Genomic DNA, 16,631 nt, shown 5'->3' with positions numbered 1-16,631 from the left:
CTCCTCGTTTGTTCTGCCGTCGATTCGCGTCATTACGCGCCATCTCGAACGGGCACCTGGTTCATGCAGCAACATTCGAGCCCTGCCGGAGAAGGCCGCGCGCAGCGCAACAGGCACGGCCATTGCGATCCCGAAGGCAGTAGCGCGGCACGTTCGCTTTGTAAAAAAGCGCCCCCGAAGGAGAACCACATGAGCATTACGACAATTCGCGTATCCGATACCGAGGTGCAGGTCGAGCGCACGCTGTACACGTTCGCGCAAAAGAGCGACGCCGATGCGTTCCAGAACTGCCTCGTCGACGGTTCGGTCGACACCTGCTATCGCGATCATCCGCCGCTGTCGGCGCGGCCTACCCTGCCCGACGAACATCCGGGCGATCCCGCGCGCGGCAGCACGATTTCGCCGTCGCTCGGCGGTCTGCCTTGATGGCTCTGCGCCTCGCACGCAAGCACCGCCAAACCGGCTGCGCCCGCTCAGCCTTCGGGCGCGGCACGATCGGCCGCGACGAGCTTGCGGCCGTACGCAATCGCGGCGCGGCGTGCTTCGTCGGCGGTCGCATAGGGGCCGATCTGCGGTGCGCCCTCGAACGGGAACAGAATCCGCCGGTCCGCTTTCCTCACAACCTTCAGTCCACCTATGTATCGGCCGTCGCCTGTTCCGTGATAGCTGGCGAAAATCTCGAAGTCGTCGTCGGCAACGTCGGCCTTGTGTCGCGCCATATGCGCTCCTCGTCCTGTGCTTTGCGTGGGCGATGTCCAATGTGAGCCGGGCGCGCGCGGTCATCGCAATGCGGCGCGCGTGCCGGGTTCCAGCAATTGGCGTTCCACGCGAACGACATCCGTCCGCATGCGGCACGAGCATTGCGCGTCTGAACGAAGACTAGGAGAGGACTGATGGATTTACCTGATACGAGCCGGCAAGCGCCCAGTGCAATCGGCACATTCGACCAGTCGCTGCCGCTGCATCCGCATGCGCCGATGCCGCCCGAAGTCGACCCCGACATCGCGCCGAACACGCCGCCGCCGAAGATCGACCCCGATCCGATCCCGGACGATCCGGTCGACGTTCCGCACGAACCACCCGAAGGCGATCCACCTGCGGCGCCGCCGCCACAGCGTGCATGGCGCCGGCATGCGGCGCTAGCCCGCCGGCGGGCGCATCGTCGCGATCGGAATCAGGAATTCGGACACGCCGGTCAGAATGATCTGCACGCCGATGCATAGCAGCAGGAACGCCGACACCCGCAACGCGACCTTGGTGCCCTCGACGCCGAGATAGCGCGCGAGGATCGTCGCGCGGCTGTAGATCAGATACACGCAGACGGCCACCGCGAACGTGATGGCGACCGACGCGATGCCCGACATGACGAACGCCGACAGCTTGTGCGTGCGATTCGCCGACAGCGCGATCGCGGTCGCGATCGAGCCAGGCCCGGTGGTCAGCGGCACGGTCAGAGGAAAGAACGCGCGCGATTTCGCGGTTTCGGCGTCGACGCGCTTGACTTCCGTCTGCTCGACTGCCGGCGTGTCCGGCGCATTGAGCATTTGCCAGCCGCCCACGGCAAGCGCGAGCCCGCCGCCGATGCGCAGCGCCTCCATCGAGATACCAAAGAAATGCAGGATCGGCGTGCCGATGAAGAATGCCACCAGCAGCACAACGGCGGCGTTGATCGCGATCTTGCGGGCGAGTAGGGTGCGCTCGTCGAGGGTCAACGACGCAGTCCGGTCCAGAAACACGAACGCGCCGCTGAACGGATTGATGATGCTGATTAAGCCGATAAAGCCAAACATGATGTCCGAGATCAGACTTTCGACCATGTGGGTGTCCGTGTGCCTGCTTGTCTGCGTGTGCTCGCGCGGGTTCGCGCCTGGGCGCGCCGCCGGTCATGAACCCGGCTGGAATCGCGCGGTCCGGAAAATGCTGCAATGCTCGCAGATCATATCGCGGCGCGCCAGTCGGCCTGCAGAAAAGCCGCGCGACGCCTTGCGCGCCACGGCGCGTCCCGCTTTGCACTGCAGCAATCCGGGCTGGAAAGATGCAATTGCAGCGGTCGAAACTCCGACATTTATTTTGACCTGCTTTACGGGACCGAAGTATCCGGCATACAGTCCTCAGCGAAGCCGGAATTTCAACGACACATACCTACTGGTTCGAGGAGTTGTCCACATGCTGCTTCGTGTACTTGCCGCGTTGCCGTTCGTCGGCATCCTGGTCGGCATTTCGTTTGTCAATCGCGTCGAGCCGCTCGTGCTCGGCATGCCGTTCGTGCTGGCCTGGATCGTCATGTGGGTGGTGTTGAGCGCGATCATCATGGCGATCATCTACAACCTCGATCCGTCCAACCGACACGTCGCCGCCGATGGCGAGGAGGTTCGCCCATGAGCGCACTCGTCATCATCGCCGCCGTTACGCTATTCGCGCTGTTCCTCGGCGTGCGCGCAAGGCGCGGCCACGACATGAGCCTCGAGCAGTGGAGCGTGGGCGGCCGCAGCTTCGGCACCGCGTTCGTGTTCCTGCTGATGGCCGGCGAAATCTATACGACCTTCACGTTCCTCGGCGGCAGCGGCTTCGCGTACGGCAAGGGGGCGCCGGTCTACTACATCCTCGCGTACGGCACGCTCGCGTACATCCTGTCGTACTGGATGCTGCCGCCGATCTGGCGCTACGCGAAGACGCACCGCCTGGTCTCGCAGCCGCACTTCCTGGCGCGCAAATACGAGAGCCCGGCGCTCGGCACGCTGGTCGCGCTGGTCGGCGTGGCCGCGCTGATCCCGTACCTGGTGCTGCAATTGAAGGGCCTCGGCATCATCGTCTCGACCGCGTCGTACGGTGCGATCTCGTCGACGGCGGCGATCTGGATCGGCGCGATCGTCGTGACCTCTTACGTGATCGTGTCGGGCGTGCGCGGCTCCGCCTGGAACTCGGTGGCCAAGGATCTGCTGATTCTCGCGATCGTGCTGTTCCTCGGCATCTATCTGCCGCTGCATTACTACGGCGGCATCGGCGCGATGTTCCGTACGATCGACGCCGCCCGTCCCGGCTTCCTGACCTTCCCGGCGCGCGGTTCGAGCGTCGTGTGGTTCCAGTCGACGGTGCTGCTGACCGCGCTCGGCTTCTTCATGTGGCCGCACACGTTCGGTTCGATCTTCACGGCGAAGGACGAGCGAATCTTCCGCCGCAATGCCGCGATTCTGCCGCTCTATCAGCTGATCCTGCTGTTCGTGTTCTTCGTCGGCTTCGCGGCGACGCTGCGCGTGCCGGGCCTGAAGGGCGCCGACATCGACCTGTCGTTGTTCCGCCTGTCGCTGCAGACGTTCGATCCGTGGTTCGTCGGCGTGATCGGCGCGGCCGGTATCCTGACCGCGCTGGTGCCGGGCTCGATGATCCTGACCTCGGCGTCGACGCTGCTCGCCAACGACGTGTATCGCGGCATGGTGAACCGCAACGCGTCGGATGCGTCGGTCGCGGTGATCGCGCGCTTCCTCGTACCGGTCGTGGCGCTGGTCGCGGTCGCCTTCACGCTGAACGGCGGCGAAACCATCGTCGCGCTGCTGCTGATGGGCTACAGCTTCGTCACGCAATTGTTCCCGGCCGTGCTCTGCAGCCTGTTCCCGCACAACCGCGCGACGAGGCAAGGCGCGTTCTGCGGCATCGTCGCGGGTGTCGCGGTGGTCACACTGACCACGACGCTGCACTGGAGCGTCGGTCAACTGATGCCGTTCCTGCCCGATGCGCTGAAGGACGTCAACATCGGCTTCCTTGCGCTCGCGGTCAACGTGATCGTGTTCGTGATCGTCAGCGCGGTGACGCAGCCGAGCGCAGCCGAGCAGGAGAAGCACGCGTCGGCGCATTGAAAGACCTGGCCGCGGGCGTGATTCGAGGCTTGCTGTTTCGAGCGCCCGCATTTGCGTACGCTGGCGCCTGACGCATCTGAAGGGGCTGTTCGTTTCGGCGACAGCCCCTGATTCTTTCTGTGCACGGCTCGACCGCGCTCTCGACGATCCACGGAGCCCCGAATGTCCTACGTTCTCTACTACTCGCCCGGCGCGGCCAGCATGCCCGTGCACTGGATGCTGCTCGAAATGGGCGTGCCGTTCGAAGCGCGCCTCGTCGATATCGACGCGGGCCAGCAGCACGATCCCGAGTATCTGCGTCTGAATCCGGCCGGGCGCGTGCCCACGCTGGTCGTCGATGGCGTGCCGCGGCATGAATCGGCCGCGCTGCTGATGCTGCTCGCCGAGCGCCACGCCGAGGCCGACCTCGCGCCCACGCCCGGCTCGGCCGCACGCGCGGAATGGCTCGAATGGATGATCTACCTCGCGAATACGCTGCTGCCCGCGATGCGCGACTGGTTCTACGCCGGCAGCGACGGCGACCCCGCGGGCGCCGAGGCGGTGCGTGCGCTCGCGCAACGCCGCATCGAAGAAGCGTGTGCGCGGCTCGACAGGCATTTCGCCGACGGCCACGCATACCTCGCGGGCGGCAAGCTCAGCACCGCCGATCTGCTCGCGCTCGTGCTGATGCGCTGGACCCGCAACATGCCCCACCCCGCGACGGTGGGCTGGCCGCATCTCGCGAGCTATATCCGCGGGCTGCGCGCACGGCCGGCGTTCATCGAACTCAACGAGCGCGAAAAGCTGACGGAGTGGCGCAACGAAGGCCAGTGACGTTCAGGCGGTTCACAACGTCGCTTCCCTGCCCGTCTGCGCCGCGAACGCGAAGCCGTTCTTGCCGTCGCGCTTGACCTGATACATCGCGGCATCGGCGGCGGCGACCAGACGGCGGTGATCGTCGACGTCGTCGGGATAACTCGCAATGCCCACGCTCGCGCGCACGCCGCCGATTCCCATCTGTTGGTCGGTGTCGACCACGCAGGCCATCAGCCGGCGCGCGATCTCGGCCAGCTCGTCATCGCCCGCGAAGGTGCGCACCAGCACCGCGAACTCGTCGCCGCCGATGCGCGCGACCAGATCGCCTTTGCGCACCGACGCGCGAAACCGGGCGGATACCGCGGCGAGGAATTCGTCGCCGGTGCGATGCCCGAACGAATCGTTGACCTGCTTGAAGCCATCGAGGTCGATATACAGCACCGCCAGGCGCTGCTCGACGGCCACGGTCCGCGCGTGCCTGGCGGCAGAGTCGAGCGCGGCCAGCAGCTTGCGGCGGTTCGACAGGCCCGTCAGCGAATCGTGCAGCGACGCCAGCTCGAACTCGTGCGACTGCCCCGCGAGCTGGCGGGTGCGCTTCGCGTACATGCCGAGCGCCGTGATCAGCATGCAGAACAGCAGCGCGGCGAGCGCGATCAGCGTGCGCGCGACGTGCGCGACGCGCAGCCGCACGTCGGCGCTCGACGCGTCGCGTTGCGCGCGCCAGTAGGCCGACACGCTGCCGAGCGCCGCCGCGACGGCTTCGGGCGTCGCCTGTGTCGGTGACATCAACGGAATGGGCGGCGCCGGCGACGGACTCGCGTTGACGAGCGCCGCGAGCGCCGCGAAACGCCGCGCGAGTTCGGCGCGCGCCGCGTCATAGGCCGGCACGAACGACGCGTCGTGACTCGCCGGGGTGTCGGCCATACGCTGCCACGCGGCCAACTGTTCGCGCGCGCTGTCGACGCGCCCGGCGGCTTCGAGCACGAGGCCCGCGTACTCCTGCTTCAACTGATCGGAAAACACCGTGCGGATCTGCATCGCCACATACAGCAGGCCGAACAGCAGACACAACAGCGCGGCCACGCCGACGCTCGCGGGCCCCGGCCGGAAGCGCCACACCGGCACGCGCGCGCGTGCGGCGCCGCGTAGCCCTGCTCGCCCCGCTGGCCCGACGACCGCGTGCTCAGGGATGGGAGTAGGGATCTTGTTGCCGTCGGCCGTTGTCATGTTGACGATAGCTCACGCGTCGAAAGAACTGTCCGATCCGCGCAAACAGACCGCCCTTGTGCTGCGACGACGCGCGCCGCTCCTGCTGTGCGAGCCGTGCTTCTTTCGCGTCGTGACCGGCCGCGGGCTTCGCGGTGGAATTGGCGGCATTGGCGACGTGCCGCGGGTAGCCCGGCGGCGGCGTGGGAACAATGGGGGCTGTGGGTGGGGTGGCCGACATATCTGCCGACATATCCGCCGAGGTATCGACCGGCGTATCGGCCAGCGTGGCGGTGAGATTCGGGTCAGGCGTACTCGGGCGGATCTGCCCGGACCACACGGCCGGGTTGGTGTCCTCGAAGCCGCCGTTCGCGCCGGCCGCTGCGAGCGCGACCTCTGGCGCGGCGGGCTGCCTGGCTGACGGCATGGCAAACGGCATGGCAAACGGCGCGGCGGCCTCCTCCGACGCGTGCGCGACGGCCACCGTCGGCACCCGGGCCGATGCCGATGAGCCGAGCGCCTGGCGCGCGCCCGCAATGGCATCCGCGTACGTCTGCTGATCCTGGTTGAACCAGACGCCGTAGGCGACGGTGCCCACCACACCGAAGGTCAGCGCGCCGGCCGCCGCGAGGCACAGGGCGAGGCGGCCGAAGCGCGGGGGCGGCACGCCCGATTCGTCAGGGCCATCGGGTTCGAAGGAGGACCGGCCGTCCGTTGTGGAATGACGCAAGTCGATATCGTCGGGATCGGTAGCCATCGCAATACGCTCCGGGTATGCCACTTCTTGCAGACAAGCTGGCGCGCTGACGAGCCGGCGCGTAAACCGAGCTCGCGGACCGCCGCTGCACGCAATGCTCAATGAATGTAATCCTGTCGCGAACGGCCGACAACATAGCAGCGTTGCGTTTCCGCCTCGCTTCGGCGGTGCTTCAAACGACGCCGCCAGATGCCGTGTGAGTTGGCAAAAAAGCGTGCAAAGCCGGTAAAAACTCCAACCCGGCAAAGAGCCGACAGCCAGCCGTGCGCCTGCCGTAGGCCGCTACGCCCGATGCGACGCGGATTCTGCGAAACGCGCCAACGCGGTCGCCGTTTCGCATGCAACAACCGGGCCTGGCGGCGAACGCGCACGCGACGCCGAAACCGCCGCTTGAAACCCGCGTTGGACTGCGCGCGCCGCGCGCCTCGAGTAGCATTCCGCGAACCTACTGCCGTGCGAATTCCCGAAGCCGTCCGCGCCGGATGGTAAGGTCACGTGCGCGCATGTCGCGAACGCCGCGCCGTGCCGGGCCCAACGGTGCCCGGCCCAACGTCATCGGTCAGCATAAAAATCATGTCGAACAGGTATCTGCACCAGCCACTCACGCCGTTGCGCCGCGCGCTCGCGCGCTTTTCTCTGTCGGAAACCGCCAAGTACACGAAGCTGACGCTCGGCCTGTGGATCGGTTTCGGCATCCCATACCTGCTCGGCTTTCCCGACGCGGCCGTGCCGCTAGCCGGTTCGACGATGCTGACGCTGGCGCTCGGTAGCTCGATTTCGGCGGCTCGAAGCTACTTCTACAAGCGGGTGTTTTCGAACGTAGTGGCGATGCCGATCGGCACGCTGCTGATCTGGCTAACCGCGCCGCACCTGTGGATGGGCGCGGCGCTGCTGCCGGTCGTGATCTTCAGCATCGTCGCGCTGCGGCCGTCGCTGTTCCAGATGACCAGCATCACGGTGCCGATCACGCTCGTGCTCTATACCGGCGAACATCTTCCGCTGCTCGAACAGCGCCTGATTGGCGTGGTACTCGGCATGTTGCTCGGCTTCGTCATCCAGCAGATCGCGTTTCCGCCCGATCACGGCTACTGGGCGAACACGCTCGTCAACGACGGCAACGAACAGGCCACCGATGTCGTCGCGCAACTGGCCGCGGGACAACTCGACAAAGCGCAGATCAAGCCGGCGGCCTCGAAGCTGCGCATGCTGAGCACGAACCTGAAGCAGGCGCACCTGTTGCTGAAGACCGACCTCGAGCAGGCGTGGGTGTCGCCACATCTGAAGCGCAACGCGGCACGGCTGCCGGTGTTCGCGAGCTATCAGGAGACCTTCGATTCGCTGGTCAATTTTCTTGAAACGATGGACACGTTTCACGATCAGTTCGCCGCGCTCGACGCCGCGTGGCGCGAAATGTTTCTCGCGCGGCTCGCGCGGCTCGTCAACGCGCACCGGCAACTGGCCGAGGCGGCGGACCTGCGCGTCGAGCGCCCGCCGCTCGACGCGCCGCCGCTGCATATGGAGGACCTGCGTCAACTGACCGAGGACCTGCCCGCGTCGAACGTGTTCACGAGCGTGTACCTCGGGCATCTGACCGGCTATGGGATTCTGCTGTGCCGGTTGAGCGAGCTGCATACCGCGTGAGCGGCGTTCCGCACAGTCAGAACTACCAGGACCGCAACACGATGCACGATGGACAACTTCCAGTCGCGCACTACCTGTGTTGACAGTTTTCCACGATGTTCCAGGGTGCAGGAATTCGTCGAGCGGTGCCTTCCCGTACCGGCCAAGGCTTGCTATCGCATTCGCGGCGGCCTCAGGGACTCATTCTTTTTGCGGTACGCAATTCGACGCCATGATAGGTTCGCTGGCGGATCTGACATGTACATGGAAGACAGATGGCGATCGATTTCAAAGTCGGAAACCACCGGAGCTGCACGCTCCATACTCGGCAGGAATATCGCGGCAACGTCTTTAGCGACGAGGTGGGTACCGGGCGCCGTCTCATTATCTCGGCAAGTTCATGGGAGCTTACACACAACACGCGCCAGCTAGCGCAGCTCGCCGAGTTCATGCGCAATTCGCCGGGCCGCGCATATGCGAGCGGCGCTGCTCCGGAGCAGATCGCCCGCACGCTACAGACCGCCGTCGAGCGCGGCGATGTGATTGCGGTCGCGCCCTCGCTCCGCACCTCGCGCGGAGGGAGCGCACCCATCCAGCAGCAGATCCGGCCGTACTACCCAACCATCACGCCGTCACAGCTCGTGCGAGGCGCACTGCCCGTAGTGCGTGCCGCGCGCTCGTTCGAGCGCCCCAAATTGCCGCGGCTGCCAGCCGAAGATGGCCTGGCGATCTGGTATGCCCGCCCCGGCGACGTGCTGCCGGACGGAACCATCGCTACGCCAGTATCAACGCCACTCGGCAATGAGCGGCCGTTTGAGTACACTGAAGATCCGCAGTTCGGCGATGCGCAGGAACTGGCCGCGCGTGGCGTCAGTGAAGTGCATGAGGCAAATTGTTTTGCCGAGTACGAATTTGATTTGGAGCAATGCAACTTCGTACGAGCGATGACCCAAGACCCCCGTGCTTATGCCATGTGCAAACAGACGGCATTTCAAAATTACCAGAGCTGCAGAGGTTTCTGAGATGACAAAGCGCCAGCGTGCCACCGTGATTTTTTATAACGAGGATGCCTGTGAAATCCAGGTATGTACCGTGTCGCGCGAGGAAGTCGAGGGGGCAATAGATCGGCAGATAGCGCGCGGAATGGCAATGACTGTGCCTCTGGGTTCGGACGATTGCCGCGCGCCGATCACGGACGAAACCTTGCGTCAAATCGGAGGCATGGCTGTTCTCAACCAGGCGTCTGTCCATCCCGAATTGCGCGATCGTCTGCAGATTTCGCTGCACCACCCCGTCGACTGGGGGCAGGCCAAGCCGCCTACGGAATAACAGTGCTCACGATCCAGGGTTGAGTTCGGAGCAAAATCCGAACTGCCCTTGCTGAGCAAGGGCTTGGCGGCAATTGGATCATTGCACGGTAATGGTCGCCTTCATGTACGGATGGATGCCGCAAAAGATCTTGTACACGCCCAGTTTATCGAACTTGAACTGATAGGTGTCGTCCTGATCGAGCGCGGCCGAGCGGAACAGGCCCGCGTCGTTGACCACGGAGTGCGGCTCGCCGTCGAGATTCTTCCATGTGACCGTCGTGCCCGCCTTGATGGTCAGTTCCATCGGCGAGAACATGAAGTTCTTGATGACGATCGCGTTAGGCGTCGACGCGACGGTCTGTTTCTGCACCTGCATCGGCATCGTCGTTTGCGCAAAACCGAGCCCCGCCGACACCGCCAGAATCGCGACACTGCCGAGCAGAATCGCGAGCGCGCGGCCCATCATATTGGTTAGCATCATTGATCTCCTCGAGCGTAAAAGTAGCGCGTGTCGTCAGGCGAGCGTCGTGTCGTCGAGCGTCGCCTTCAGCGGATGACGCGCGATGCTGACGCTCGTCACGCCGAGCATCTTCGGCAGCTGGTCGCTCGCGACCTTCAGCGGCCCAGGGCCATCGCCCTGGCCGGCGGTCGGCTGCGGATAGGCGGTCGAGCGCGCGGTATGGAACGTCACGTTGCCCTCGACCTTCGTCACGATCTGATGAATGTGGCCGTTCAACACCGTCACGGAACCGAAGCGCTTCAGATAGCTCATCGCCTGTCCCGCGTCGCCCGTGCCCCAGCCCCACGGCTCGTAGATGGTCCACATCGGCATATGCGCGAACACCACGACCGGGGTGCTCGACGAGCGGCCTTTCAGATCGTTTTCGAGCCATTCGAGCTGCTCGTCGCCGAGACCGCCGAGGCCGTTCGGCTTGAAATGCATCACGTTGACGAGCCCGACGAAATGCACGCCCTGGTGATCGAAGCTGTAATAGCCGCGGTTATCCGAAGCCTTGCCGAAGCGGCTGAAGTACTCCGTGCCGGGGCCGTCGGTGACGTCATGCTCGCCGGGGACCGTGTGCAGCTCGGTGATCTTCAGTCCCGACATCAGCTGCGCGGCCAGATCGAATTCCGCGGGCTTCGACAGATGCGTGATGTCGCCGGTGTGAATCGCGAGCGGTGGACGCGCCGGCATCGCGTTGACGTAATCGATCGTCTGTTTCAGCGTGCCCGCGACGTCGGGATTCGCCTCCTTGTTGAAGCCGATATGCGTGTCGCTGATCTGCAGGAAAAGCGGCGTGCCAGCCGCTGGCGTCGCGGTGTTCGCGTCGGCCGCGAGCGCGAGTTCGACCGGCGTCAGCACGCCGCCCGACAGCATGAACACGGTGCCGAGGCCGCCGAACGCAAGACACTTCAGCGCGCCGCGACGCGCCGGATCGAATGAATGATGTGACGACATGGTGACCTCACGATAAGGATTCGCCGAACCGAACCCGGTTCGTGAGGCATGACTGGCGTGTGGCGGGTTTTATTCCCGTGTCGTGCGGCGTTTGTGGGAGGCGGCACCTGTATGCGAATAGCAAGCGGCAAGTAATCGCCGTGGCGGATTGCGCACTGGATTGCGCGTCAAGTCAGCCGCCGACCGCCGCGATGATCCGCGCGCGCATCGCGTCGTCGGGTAGCGGTCCCGATCCGGCGCGCACGTTGTCCGCCATGTATTGCGGCCGCCCGGTGCCCGGAATCACGACCGTCACCGCCGGCTGCGCGAGCACGAATTTCAACAGAATCTGCGCCCAGCTCGTGCAGCCGATTTCGCCGGCCCATGCGGGCAACGGCGTTTTCATCACGCGCGCGAGCAAACCGCCGCCGCCGAACGGTTGATTGATCACGACGCCGATGCCGAGATCGGCCGCGAGCGGCAGGATGCGCTGCTCGGCCGCGCGATCGTCGGCGGCATAGTTGATCTGCACGAAGTCGGGCTTCTCGCTGCGCATCACCGCCGCGACTTCGTCGAACGCGCTCGATGTGTAATGCGTGATGCCGAGATAGCGAATCCGGCCGCGCGCTTTCCAGTCGCGCAAGGTCGCGAGCTGCGTGCGCCAGTCGAGCAGATTGTGGATCTGCATCAGATCGACATGCGGCTGCTGAAAACGCCGCAGCGATTCCTCCATCTGTGCGATGCCGGCCTCGCGTCCCTCGGTCCAGACCTTGGTGGCGACGAACGCCTTGCGATGCGCGTCGAGCTGCGTGAGCAGCGCGCCCGCGACCGCTTCCGACGAACCGTACATCGGCGAAGAATCGATCACCGAGCCGCCCGCTTCGAACAGGATGCGCAGCACCTCGGCGAGTTGGGCGCGGGCGGCGGCATCGTCGCCGACGTCGAAGGTGCGCCACGTGCCGCAGCCGATCACCGGCAGCGCTTCGCCGGTGGACGGGATCGCGCGGTGGCTCATGCGGGGTAAGGCGGCACCGGATTGCGCGTGCGCCTCGGTTTGCGCGGACGTGACGCGCGACAGCGCAAGCGCTGCCGGCAGCCCGAGCGCCGTGCGCAGAAAGCGGCGGCGGTGATCGTGGTTCGACGAATGTGCCATAGCGTGTATGGTGCCCTCGTGCATGAAAGTTCGACCACCGTCCACGCTGGCCTGGCTGTCGTCGATGAATGCGTGCAGCCTGCGATCGCCGCGAGACGCTCGACGCGAGCGGCGCGGTCGTGTGAGGTGAAACAGAAGCAGCGTGGCGCGTCGCGCTGCGCGCCTAGCGCGCTTTCTGCCGCAACGGCCTGAAGAACTTTCGAATCTCGGCCGCGAGCAACGCGGGCTTTTCCATCGCCGCGAAGTGCCCGCCGGCTGGCATTTCGCTCCACTGTGCGACGTTGAAGGTTCGTTCGAGCCAGCTGCGCGGCGGATGATTGATCTCCTTCGGAAACAGCGCGAAGCCGACTGGTGTGTCGATGCGCTCGCCGTCGGAGAAACGCATCGGCTGCAGGCGGTTTTCCCAATACATCTGCATCGCCGGGCCGATGCACTGCGTGAACCAGTACAGCGAGATATTGGTCAGCAGATCGTCTTTCGAGAACACGCTTTCCACCTCGCCGCCGCAATCGCTCCACGCGCGAAACTTCTCGCCGATCCATGCGGCGAGTCCCACCGGCGAATCGTTCAGCGACGCGGCGACCGTCAGGGGTTTGGTGCCGTGCTGATGCGCGTAGCCGCCTTCGAGTGCGGCCCAGTCGTTCTTCTCGCGCAGATAGTCCTGCTCGGCCGGCGTCAGCTCCCGCTGCGCCGCGCCGATCGCGGGCTCATAGGAACTCGGCAGGAAGTTCAGATGGATGCCGTCGACCACCCGCGGATGATGCGCGGCCAACGCGATCGACACGCCCGCGCCAAGATCGCCGCCCTGCGCGCCGAAGCGCTCGTAGCCGAGCCCGCGCATCAGTAACACCCACAGGTCCGCGACCTGGAACGCGGACATGCCGGCCTGCGCGGGCGCAGGCGAAAACGCGAAGCCCGGCAGCGACGGCGCGACGACGTCGAAGGCGTCGGCGGGATCGGCGCCGAACGCGACCGGATCGCACAACTGATCGAGCAGCGCGTGAAACTCGAAGAAGGAACCGGGCCAGCCGTGCGTGATCACCAGCGGATAAGCCTGAAAGCCGGGCGCGACACTGGCGGCGCGCCGATGCGCGAAGTGCACGGTCTGGCCGTTCACGTCGGCGAGAAATTGCGGCAGCTGGTTCAACCTGCGTTCGGCCGCGCGCCAGTCGAATTGCCCGGCCCAATAGGTCGCGAGTTCGCGCAGCCAGGCCGGGTCGGCGCCCTGCTGCCAGGCGGGCGCGGGCGTCGTGGGCGCCCAGCGGGTGGCGTTGATGCGGCGGCGCAAATCGTCGATATCCTGATCGGCGATCGCAATCTCAAACGGGTCGATCTGCATGGGGGTCGTCCTGGGTCGTTGGCGGCTCACCGTCATCGTACGCGCGTCCGACGAAAGCTCGATAATGGGCGTCCCTTCCCTACGATTCATTCACCGAGCCACAGGAGATTGACGCGATGTCCGCTTACGAATCCAAGCTGCCGCGAGTGCTGCTGACGAACGACGACGGTATCGACGCGCCCGGCCTCGCCGTGCTCGAAGCCGTGGCCGCCGAGCTCGCGCACGAAGTCTGGGTGGTCGCGCCCGAGCACGACCAGAGCGGTACGTCGCATTCCATCAGCCTGCATTCGCCGCTGCGCGTGAGCCGCCAGGGCGAACGCCGTTTCGGCGTGACCGGCACGCCCGGCGATTGCGTCGTGATGGGCGTGCGTCATCTGATGCGCGAGGCGCCGCCGTCGCTGGTGCTGTCCGGCGTCAATCGCGGCGGCAACCTCGGCATCGAAACGATGTTCTCGGGCACGGTCGGCGCGGCGATGACGGGTCTGCTGCTCGGGCTGCCGTCGTTCGCGCTGAGCCAGGCGTTCAGCGATCGCGAGCGCGTGCGCTGGGACACCGCGCGCACGCTCGCACCCGGCGTGATCCGTCAATTGCTCGCGATCGAGCATGCGGCGCCGACCTGCCTGAACATCAACTTCCCCGACGTCGATGCCGCCGACGCAGGTCCGCTGACGCCGACGCGCCAGGGCGTCGGGCTCGTCAGGGACATCGAGGTGCTGCCGGAAGTCGACCCGCGCGGCATTGCGTATCACTGGCTGCGCTTCGATCGTGGCCCGCGCGAGAACGATGCCGACAGCGAAACGGCAACCGTCGCGGCGGGGTGCGTATCGGTCACGCCGCTTGCGTTCGATCGCACCGACGAAGCCACCTTCGCGCGGCTCGCCGCGTCGTTGATCTAACGGTTGTCGGGGACGCGGCGCAAGGTCCGCTTCAGTGCGCCCCAGGTCCCGATGGCTCGGGTCTGCCGAACGCGGGCATCGTGCCGTTCTCACGCGCGCGCACGAGTTCGGCCTCTACTTCGGCGCGGGTTTTGGGGCCGTTGCTGGCGACCGCCTGAGTTGCGGACTGGCTGGTCAGCCCCGCGCGCGGCATCGACCATGGCGACTCGACGCCTTGCGTTGCATATTGCGGCAACGGCCGCGCCTCTGGCACGACGCTGGCCGCTTTCTTCCCAGACCGCTCAGCAGTAGAACTTTTCCGGTGGCTGCCGCCCCGCGCATGACTACCCGATGTCGTCGCCACACTTTGCGCTGAGTGCGGTTTCGTCGTGGTACCCGACGCAACGCGGCTATGGTGTGCGTGCCCGGTCTTTGCCGTGGGTGGCGCCTGGGTCCAGTTCGAAGTCACCGCAGGCTGCGGCGGCAAACTCGTCTGCTGCGGCTGCGGCTGCGGGTGCGGCTGCTGCTGCGCCTTGTTCGACTCCCGCGCGAACTGTAGCGCCGCGATGGCCAGAGCATCGCCCGCCTGCGCTCCAATCGACGCGGCCGGCTGAGCCCGCAAGGCGGCCACGTCGTCGCGCAGCGCATGGCGGCGCGTTGCCGGCGCGACCGTCGCCGCGCCGGGCCGGCCTTCGCTCTGCCCCGCCGCCGCCGCCGTCGCGCTGACACCCCGTCCGCCGTCGGCGACGAGACTCACGTCCCGACCGGACGACCAGTCGTTGTCCAGCTGCGACACATAGGCCCCAATCGTCACCGCGCCGAAGACGAGGCCCATCAACACGATCATTCTCGGTTCGCTATACAAGGCACGCTCCCCATTCCAACCGATCGACCGCCCCGTTAGTCAAAGTGTGGGCGATCCGAATGACAGTGTTTTCCTTTTTAGACCCAACAACAGACGAATCGGCGGATCTGGTCGGGGATGTGTCCGAAACCGACGGGTATTCTTCCGTTCAAACGCGCGCCTTGATCGGAGTCCCAAGCGGTTCTTCCGGCGCCGCCTTCGACCCTGTTTTCAGCGACGCAAGCGCAGCTCAGACGAGCGGCCCTTCCTCGGGCTTGCGGCGCATCGCGACGGCGATCGAACTGCCGACGATCAACGCGATACCGAGCATCGATATTGCGCCGATCGTCTCGCCCCACACCAGGTAGCCGAACAGCGCGGCCCACACGATGCTCGTGTAGTTGTACGGCGCGAGCGCGCCGGCATCGGCATCGCGGAATGCCATCGTCATCAGCAACTGGCCCGCCGTCGCAAGCGCGCCGAGCAGCGCCATGATCGCGAGCGCATCGAACGACGGTGTGCGCCATGCGAAGACCAGCGACGCGCCCATGACGGCCGTGCCGACCAGCGTGAAGTACAGCACGGTCGTGCCCGAATCGTCGCTGGCTTTGATGCGCTTGATCTGGATGATCGACAGCGCGCCGCACAACGCACTCGCGATCAGCAGCGCAGGCCCGAGCCAGTTCGCATGCGAGCCGTCAGGGCGCACCACGAGCAGCATGCCGGCGAAACCGACCGCCGCGGCCAGCGCGTCGCGCGGCTTGAGCGTTTCGTGCAACAGCAGCGGTGCCAGCACGATCACGAGCAAGGTCTCCGAATAGACGATCGCGACCGCCTCGCTGAGCGGCATATACGGCAGCCCCGCAAAGAACAGACCCGATGCGCCGAGCAGCGTCAGCGCGCGCAGGGTCTGCCCGCGCACGTCCAGTTGCCGCAAGCGCGTGGCGAGCGGCTTGCCGCGCAGGCACATCGCGAGGGCCGGGAACAGACCGAACAGCATGCGGAAGAACGTGACCTCGTTGGCCGGATAGGCGAGCGCAAGCGATTTCGCGAGGGCGTCGACGAGCGCGAAGCAGAACATCGACACGAGGATCAGCGCGACGCTGCGCAACGGTACGGCGCTCGGGCGGACGGCGACGACGGGCGGCATGGACGGTTCGGTGGGCGTGGGTGATGGAAAACAGGATTATGCCCGCGCTCCCTCGCGCCCACTTGGGCAAATCAGGGCGTCGATCAAGGTCGAGTACTTGCACGGCACGGGCGCGGCGAGCATGCATCTGCTGTGGTCGAACCCGGCTGCGAAGAGCCCTGGTGTGTTGAAGATCGTGCCGTCGGATTCGCTGGTGTCGTCGAGCTGATAGGGATGGTTGTGGCGGGCGGCGCGGTGGGGTTGAAACCGCGCCGCCGCGCCGGCTTTTAGCAAGCCGAGTGTTAATCCCG

At 65.7% G+C, this 16,631-nt stretch carries 19 protein-coding genes; 9 read left to right on the top strand and 10 right to left on the bottom strand.

What is annotated here, in order from left to right; all coding sequences use genetic code 11:
- Positions 1-189: 189 nt before the first annotated feature.
- Positions 190-426, top strand: a complete 237-nt coding sequence (locus HDG34_RS11550; protein WP_184060089.1) for a hypothetical protein — start codon at positions 190-192, stop codon at positions 424-426.
- 47 nt (positions 427-473) lie between these two features.
- Here HDG34_RS11550 and HDG34_RS11545 read toward each other — a convergent pair whose 3' ends face one another.
- Together HDG34_RS11545 and HDG34_RS11540 are read right to left on the bottom strand one after the other, a co-directional pair.
- Entirely contained in the window at positions 474-719 is a 246-nt protein-coding gene (locus tag HDG34_RS11545; protein WP_090809892.1) for a DUF6723 family protein, read from the bottom strand.
- Between the two features lie 420 nt (positions 720-1,139).
- On the bottom strand, positions 1,140-1,817 hold the full coding sequence (locus HDG34_RS11540) for a MarC family protein (protein WP_018425193.1): 678 nt from the start codon (positions 1,815-1,817) through the stop codon (positions 1,140-1,142).
- A gap of 349 nt (positions 1,818-2,166) precedes the next feature.
- On the opposite strand from HDG34_RS11540, the gene HDG34_RS11535 reads away from it, so the two are divergent.
- The 3 genes from HDG34_RS11535 to HDG34_RS11525 all read left to right on the top strand — a co-directional run bounded on the left by HDG34_RS11535 (position 2,167) and on the right by HDG34_RS11525 (position 4,667).
- On the top strand, positions 2,167-2,382 hold the full coding sequence (locus HDG34_RS11535) for a DUF3311 domain-containing protein (RefSeq protein WP_184047032.1): 216 nt from the start codon (positions 2,167-2,169) through the stop codon (positions 2,380-2,382).
- Positions 2,379-3,854 (top strand): sodium:solute symporter, encoded by a 1,476-nt coding sequence (locus HDG34_RS11530; protein ID WP_184060087.1) that lies wholly within the window; start codon positions 2,379-2,381, stop codon positions 3,852-3,854. Before HDG34_RS11535 ends, HDG34_RS11530 begins: the two co-directional genes overlap by 4 nt.
- Before the next feature lie 162 nt (positions 3,855-4,016).
- A complete protein-coding gene (locus HDG34_RS11525) occupies positions 4,017-4,667 on the top strand; it encodes a glutathione S-transferase family protein (RefSeq protein WP_184060085.1) in 651 nt (216 codons plus the stop codon).
- 12 nt (positions 4,668-4,679) lie between these two features.
- Here the strand turns inward: HDG34_RS11525 and HDG34_RS11520 are convergent, their stop codons facing one another.
- Together HDG34_RS11520 and HDG34_RS11515 are read right to left on the bottom strand one after the other, a co-directional pair.
- Positions 4,680-5,876, bottom strand: a complete 1,197-nt coding sequence (locus HDG34_RS11520) for a GGDEF domain-containing protein (protein WP_221309104.1) — start codon at positions 5,874-5,876, stop codon at positions 4,680-4,682.
- Positions 5,833-6,612 carry a hypothetical protein gene (locus tag HDG34_RS11515; protein WP_184060083.1) on the bottom strand — a complete coding sequence of 260 codons (780 nt, stop codon included), beginning with the start codon at positions 6,610-6,612 and terminating at the stop codon, positions 5,833-5,835. The genes HDG34_RS11520 and HDG34_RS11515 overlap by 44 nt, the downstream gene beginning before the upstream one ends.
- Before the next feature lie 573 nt (positions 6,613-7,185).
- On the opposite strand from HDG34_RS11515, the gene HDG34_RS11510 reads away from it, so the two are divergent.
- The 3 genes from HDG34_RS11510 (at position 7,186) to HDG34_RS11500 (ending at position 9,561) form a co-directional block, all read left to right on the top strand.
- On the top strand, positions 7,186-8,253 hold the full coding sequence (locus tag HDG34_RS11510; protein ID WP_184060081.1) for an FUSC family protein: 1,068 nt from the start codon (positions 7,186-7,188) through the stop codon (positions 8,251-8,253).
- Positions 8,254-8,507: 254 nt separating this feature from the next.
- Positions 8,508-9,254: a hypothetical protein gene (locus HDG34_RS11505; RefSeq protein WP_184060079.1), complete on the top strand. Its 747-nt coding sequence runs from the start codon at positions 8,508-8,510 to the stop codon at positions 9,252-9,254.
- Position 9,255: 1 nt separating this feature from the next.
- Entirely contained in the window at positions 9,256-9,561 is a 306-nt protein-coding gene (locus HDG34_RS11500) for a hypothetical protein (RefSeq protein WP_090809877.1), read from the top strand.
- A 78-nt stretch (positions 9,562-9,639) separates the two neighbouring features.
- Here the strand turns inward: HDG34_RS11500 and HDG34_RS11495 are convergent, their stop codons facing one another.
- The 4 genes from HDG34_RS11495 to HDG34_RS11480 form a co-directional block, all read right to left on the bottom strand.
- The gene (locus HDG34_RS11495; RefSeq protein ID WP_184060315.1) at positions 9,640-10,020 is read right to left on the bottom strand and encodes a cupredoxin family copper-binding protein; all 381 of its coding nucleotides are present in this window, start codon (positions 10,018-10,020) and stop codon (positions 9,640-9,642) included.
- Between the two features lie 36 nt (positions 10,021-10,056).
- Complete coding sequence (locus HDG34_RS11490; protein ID WP_090809872.1) at positions 10,057-11,001, bottom strand: metallophosphoesterase; 945 nt, start codon at positions 10,999-11,001, stop codon at positions 10,057-10,059.
- A gap of 172 nt (positions 11,002-11,173) precedes the next feature.
- A complete protein-coding gene (locus HDG34_RS11485; RefSeq protein WP_184060077.1) occupies positions 11,174-12,133 on the bottom strand; it encodes an aldo/keto reductase in 960 nt (319 codons plus the stop codon).
- A gap of 163 nt (positions 12,134-12,296) precedes the next feature.
- Positions 12,297-13,472 (bottom strand): epoxide hydrolase family protein, encoded by a 1,176-nt coding sequence (locus HDG34_RS11480; RefSeq protein WP_184060075.1) that lies wholly within the window; start codon positions 13,470-13,472, stop codon positions 12,297-12,299.
- Positions 13,473-13,588: 116 nt separating this feature from the next.
- On the opposite strand from HDG34_RS11480, the gene surE reads away from it, so the two are divergent.
- On the top strand, positions 13,589-14,368 hold the full coding sequence (gene surE / locus HDG34_RS11475; RefSeq protein WP_184060073.1) for a 5'/3'-nucleotidase SurE: 780 nt from the start codon (positions 13,589-13,591) through the stop codon (positions 14,366-14,368).
- Positions 14,369-14,399: 31 nt separating this feature from the next.
- Here surE and HDG34_RS11470 read toward each other — a convergent pair whose 3' ends face one another.
- Together HDG34_RS11470 and HDG34_RS11465 are read right to left on the bottom strand one after the other, a co-directional pair.
- A complete protein-coding gene (locus HDG34_RS11470) occupies positions 14,400-15,194 on the bottom strand; it encodes a DUF4148 domain-containing protein (RefSeq protein ID WP_184060313.1) in 795 nt (264 codons plus the stop codon).
- Positions 15,195-15,441: 247 nt separating this feature from the next.
- Positions 15,442-16,341, bottom strand: coding sequence for a DMT family transporter (locus HDG34_RS11465; RefSeq protein WP_184060071.1), 900 nt, complete (start codon positions 16,339-16,341; stop codon positions 15,442-15,444).
- Between HDG34_RS11465 and HDG34_RS11460 the strand changes: the two genes are divergently transcribed.
- The gene (locus HDG34_RS11460) at positions 16,340-16,549 is read left to right on the top strand and encodes a hypothetical protein (RefSeq protein WP_184060069.1); all 210 of its coding nucleotides are present in this window, start codon (positions 16,340-16,342) and stop codon (positions 16,547-16,549) included. The genes HDG34_RS11465 and HDG34_RS11460 overlap by 2 nt on opposite strands.
- Positions 16,550-16,631: the final 82 nt, after the last annotated feature.

Origin of the sequence: Paraburkholderia sp. HC6.4b, from assembly GCF_014200875.1 — a bacterium.
GTDB classification, from domain to species: domain Bacteria; phylum Pseudomonadota; class Gammaproteobacteria; order Burkholderiales; family Burkholderiaceae; genus Paraburkholderia; species Paraburkholderia tuberum.
Note: the sequence above shows the minus strand (reverse complement) of the source record. Positions and strands in the feature narration are given on the sequence as shown.

Coding starts and splice junctions, on each gene's coding strand:
- HDG34_RS11550 (WP_184060089.1), top strand. CDS start 190: ATGAGCATTACGACAATTCGCGTATCCGATACCGAGGTGCAGGTCGAG.
- HDG34_RS11545 (WP_090809892.1), bottom strand. CDS start 719: ATGGCGCGACACAAGGCCGACGTTGCCGACGACGACTTCGAGATTTTC.
- HDG34_RS11540 (WP_018425193.1), bottom strand. CDS start 1,817: ATGGTCGAAAGTCTGATCTCGGACATCATGTTTGGCTTTATCGGCTTA.
- HDG34_RS11535 (WP_184047032.1), top strand. CDS start 2,167: ATGCTGCTTCGTGTACTTGCCGCGTTGCCGTTCGTCGGCATCCTGGTC.
- HDG34_RS11530 (WP_184060087.1), top strand. CDS start 2,379: ATGAGCGCACTCGTCATCATCGCCGCCGTTACGCTATTCGCGCTGTTC.
- HDG34_RS11525 (WP_184060085.1), top strand. CDS start 4,017: ATGTCCTACGTTCTCTACTACTCGCCCGGCGCGGCCAGCATGCCCGTG.
- HDG34_RS11520 (WP_221309104.1), bottom strand. CDS start 5,876: ATGACAACGGCCGACGGCAACAAGATCCCTACTCCCATCCCTGAGCAC.
- HDG34_RS11515 (WP_184060083.1), bottom strand. CDS start 6,612: ATGGCTACCGATCCCGACGATATCGACTTGCGTCATTCCACAACGGAC.
- HDG34_RS11510 (WP_184060081.1), top strand. CDS start 7,186: ATGTCGAACAGGTATCTGCACCAGCCACTCACGCCGTTGCGCCGCGCG.
- HDG34_RS11505 (WP_184060079.1), top strand. CDS start 8,508: ATGGCGATCGATTTCAAAGTCGGAAACCACCGGAGCTGCACGCTCCAT.
- HDG34_RS11500 (WP_090809877.1), top strand. CDS start 9,256: ATGACAAAGCGCCAGCGTGCCACCGTGATTTTTTATAACGAGGATGCC.
- HDG34_RS11495 (WP_184060315.1), bottom strand. CDS start 10,020: ATGCTAACCAATATGATGGGCCGCGCGCTCGCGATTCTGCTCGGCAGT.
- HDG34_RS11490 (WP_090809872.1), bottom strand. CDS start 11,001: ATGTCGTCACATCATTCATTCGATCCGGCGCGTCGCGGCGCGCTGAAG.
- HDG34_RS11485 (WP_184060077.1), bottom strand. CDS start 12,133: ATGGCACATTCGTCGAACCACGATCACCGCCGCCGCTTTCTGCGCACG.
- HDG34_RS11480 (WP_184060075.1), bottom strand. CDS start 13,472: ATGCAGATCGACCCGTTTGAGATTGCGATCGCCGATCAGGATATCGAC.
- surE (WP_184060073.1), top strand. CDS start 13,589: ATGTCCGCTTACGAATCCAAGCTGCCGCGAGTGCTGCTGACGAACGAC.
- HDG34_RS11470 (WP_184060313.1), bottom strand. CDS start 15,194: ATGATCGTGTTGATGGGCCTCGTCTTCGGCGCGGTGACGATTGGGGCC.
- HDG34_RS11460 (WP_184060069.1), top strand. CDS start 16,340: ATGGACGGTTCGGTGGGCGTGGGTGATGGAAAACAGGATTATGCCCGC.
- HDG34_RS11465 (WP_184060071.1), bottom strand. CDS start 16,341: ATGCCGCCCGTCGTCGCCGTCCGCCCGAGCGCCGTACCGTTGCGCAGC.